4 protein-coding genes and 1 pseudogene are annotated in these 3,167 nt (G+C 42.7%); 3 read left to right on the forward strand and 2 right to left on the reverse strand.

From position 1 onward, the window contains the following. Nucleotides 1-113, forward strand: a 113-nt coding sequence (locus tag O9295_RS04225) for a transposase (RefSeq protein ID WP_071784045.1), incomplete at its 5' end; no start/stop codon positions are given. Here O9295_RS04225 and O9295_RS04230 read toward each other — a convergent pair. Both O9295_RS04230 and O9295_RS04235 read right to left on the reverse strand, forming a co-directional pair. After that, complete coding sequence (locus O9295_RS04230) at nucleotides 90-302, reverse strand: hypothetical protein (RefSeq protein WP_288031945.1); 213 nt, start codon at nucleotides 300-302, stop codon at nucleotides 90-92. The two genes, O9295_RS04225 and O9295_RS04230, sit on opposite strands and share 24 nt — an antisense overlap. Nucleotides 303-382: 80 nt before the next feature. Next, a complete protein-coding gene (locus O9295_RS04235; RefSeq protein ID WP_002760830.1) occupies nucleotides 383-874 on the reverse strand; it encodes a hypothetical protein in 492 nt (163 codons plus the stop codon). A gap of 191 nt (nucleotides 875-1,065) precedes the next feature. Between O9295_RS04235 and uvrB the strand changes: the two genes are divergently transcribed. Beyond that, the gene (uvrB, locus tag O9295_RS04240; RefSeq protein ID WP_288031947.1) at nucleotides 1,066-3,069 is read left to right on the forward strand and encodes an excinuclease ABC subunit UvrB; all 2,004 of its coding nucleotides are present in this window, start codon (nucleotides 1,066-1,068) and stop codon (nucleotides 3,067-3,069) included. Between the two features lie 4 nt (nucleotides 3,070-3,073). Next, nucleotides 3,074-3,167: pseudogene (locus O9295_RS04245) on the forward strand (flagellar assembly protein H); the annotation flags it as partial.

Raw genomic sequence — 3,167 nt, forward strand, 5'->3', positions numbered from 1 at the left:
TGGTCGAGGGAATCAACAATAAACTTAAACTAATAAAACGGAGAGGCTATGGCTTTAGAAACTTTCGGAATTTTTGGGTTAGAAGTATGTTATCTTGGCATCTTGTCTGTTGATTTAGCATAAAGGGTAACGAAGAGCCGATAAAATTTAACGATACCATCGCGACTATGAAGCGATCGAATCTGATAATATTCCTCTTGCGCTAAAACTGAAGCATCGTAGGTAAGATTTAATAATCCGAAACCACAAAAAACCACTATTAGAAACGAGACAATTAAGAAAAATTTTTGCTTAAACAGCATCGGGATTAAAAACGGTGGGCTAGAAAAAATAAATTCCCCGTCCGGGACAGGGAAAAAATCCGTCTTGATCAACAAAACAATTAATCCAAAAATCCCATTAAAGTTTCGGGATCATCGATTTCATTGGAAGCAACGGGACGATTACCCATGACTGTATAGGTTTCGCTAATGTGCAGATGACTGAGAGCGATCGGACGATTGCCAGAAATCGCTAGAGTGCTACTGACTTCCATACCACTAGAGCCGACAGGACGCAATCCACCGACGGAAGAATAGGTACTAACAACTTTCAGATGGCTAACTTCCACGGGACGGCCCCCGGGTAACATTTCATCTTCCGTGAAGTGAAGATGGCTAGTACCAACAGGACGATTTTCGGGTAAGCGATGTTCAGGTTGATAGAATTTTAAGGCTTTGGAAGCCGATTCAGCGTTGTTTTTCACCGAAAGGGCGACCACTTCTTTATCTTTGGCGGTTTTAGCCGTAGTAGCTTTACCGCGTGGGCTGCTGGTCTTTTCTTCTGTGGTTGCTGGGGTTTGAGTCCCGTTCGTTTCTAGATTTTCCACCGTCATAACCTGATACTCCTTTCCGTTAATAGCTTCGGGGAAACGATAAGATTTAAGTTTAGGGTATTCTCGAAGACTTTTAATCTTTTTTTAAAATCCTCTCTAATATTAAGATACATCTTTCTTTCCCAAAACCCTATAAGTGTTGGTAATTTGATTGATAATTTATTTTGCCTGTTCTCTACACCTAGCCGCTAATGTCCGCTTTTCAACTACAAGCACCCTTTCAACCCACTGGGGATCAACCGGCAGCGATCAATAAATTGGTAGATTCCCTGCAAAACCAGCAGCGTTTCCAAACCCTCTTAGGGGCAACCGGCACCGGCAAAACCTTCACCATTGCCGCCGTCATCGAGAAAATTGGCAGGCCTACCCTCGTTCTTGCCCATAATAAGACCCTGGCGGCCCAATTATGCAACGAATTGCGGCAATTTTTCCCCAATAACGCCGTGGAATACTTTATCAGCTATTACGACTACTATCAACCGGAGGCTTACATTCCCGTCAGCGATACCTACATCGAAAAGAGTTCTTCGATTAATGATGAGATCGATATGCTGCGCCATTCGGCCACGCGATCGCTATTTGAACGCAGGGATGTGATCGTCGTCGCTTCCATTAGTTGTATTTATGGTTTGGGAATGCCAGCAGAATACCTGAAAGCGGCGATTTCCTTAACAGTTGGTCAAGAGTTCGACCAAAGGCAATTATTACGGGCCTTGGTGTCAGTGCAGTACAATCGCAATGATTTAGAGTTAACTCGCGGTCGTTTTCGTCTGAAGGGCGATATTTTGGAAATTGTTCCCGCTTACGAGGATCGGGTGATTAAAATTGATTTTTTTGGCGATGAGATTGAAAGTATTCGTTATCTCGATCCCCTGACGGGGGAAGTTTTGCAAAAATTAGAGAGAATTAGTATTTATCCGGCCCGTCACTTTGTTACCCCGGAGGAGCGTTTAGAGGTGGCTTGTCGGGATATTAAAACCGAGTTAGATAACCGTTTATTGGAGTTAGAAAAAGCGGGCAAATTACTGGAAGCGCAACGTTTGGACCAACGGACTCGTTATGATTTAGAAATGTTGCAGGAAGTGGGTTATTGTAATGGCGTGGAAAATTATTCGCGGCATTTAGCGGGTAGGTTAGCGGGGGAACCGCCGGAATGTTTGGTGGATTATTTTCCTCAAGATTGGTTATTAGTTGTGGATGAGTCTCATGTCAGTGTGCCGCAAATTCGCGGGATGTATAATGGCGATCAATCACGAAAAAAAGTTTTGATCGATCACGGGTTTCGTTTACCCAGTGCTGCGGATAATCGTCCTTTGAAGTCGGAAGAATTTTGGCAGAAAGTTAATCAATGTATTTTTGTTTCGGCCACTCCGGGAGATTGGGAATTAGAACAGTCAGAAAATCGCATTGTCGAACAAATTATCCGACCGACGGGAGTTTTAGACCCAGAGATTTTTGTGCGACCAACCGAGGGACAAGTAGATGATTTATTAGGGGAAATTAAGGAGCGAGTGCGGTTAAATGAACGGGTTTTGATTACCACTTTAACTAAACGCATGGCGGAAGATTTAACCGAATACTTGCAAGAAAGGGGAATTAAAGTTAGATATCTACATTCGGAAATTCAATCAATTCAACGGATTGAAATTATCCAAGACCTGCGAGAAGGGGTCTTTGACGTGCTGATCGGCGTGAATTTGCTTCGCGAGGGGTTAGACCTGCCGGAAGTGTCTTTAGTGGCGATTTTAGACGCAGATAAGGAAGGATTTTTAAGAGCTACCCGCTCTTTAATTCAAACTATCGGCCGGGCTGCTCGTCATATTCGCGGTCAGGCAATTCTTTACGGAGATAATCTCACCGATAGTATGATTAATGCGATCGAAGAAACCAAGAGACGACGCGCTATTCAACAGGAGTATAATCAGAAACATGGGATTATTCCGCAACCGATTGTTAAAAGGTCAAGTAATTCAATTTTGGCTTTTCTGGATATTTCCCGTCGCCTAAATTCCCAACAATTAGAGCAGGTTTGTGAGAATATAGAAGAGCTTTCTTTGGAACAAATTCCCGAGTTAATTCAACAACTAGAAGCGCAAATGAAAGAAGCGGCGAAAAATCTAGAATTCGAGTCAGCAGCTAAATATCGTGATCAGATTAAGCAATTACGAGATAAGTTATTAAATCATGTTAGATAAACCTATGACTAGATTTATTCATGACCAGTTTGCCAAAGATTATCTCGAAGAATTATTATCTTCTCTGGGAGAGGTAAAATCGGCACGGGTTGTACGAG

The sequence above is a fragment of the Microcystis sp. LE18-22.4A genome, assembly GCF_027531105.1.
Lineage (GTDB): Bacteria > Cyanobacteriota > Cyanobacteriia > Cyanobacteriales > Microcystaceae > Microcystis > Microcystis aeruginosa.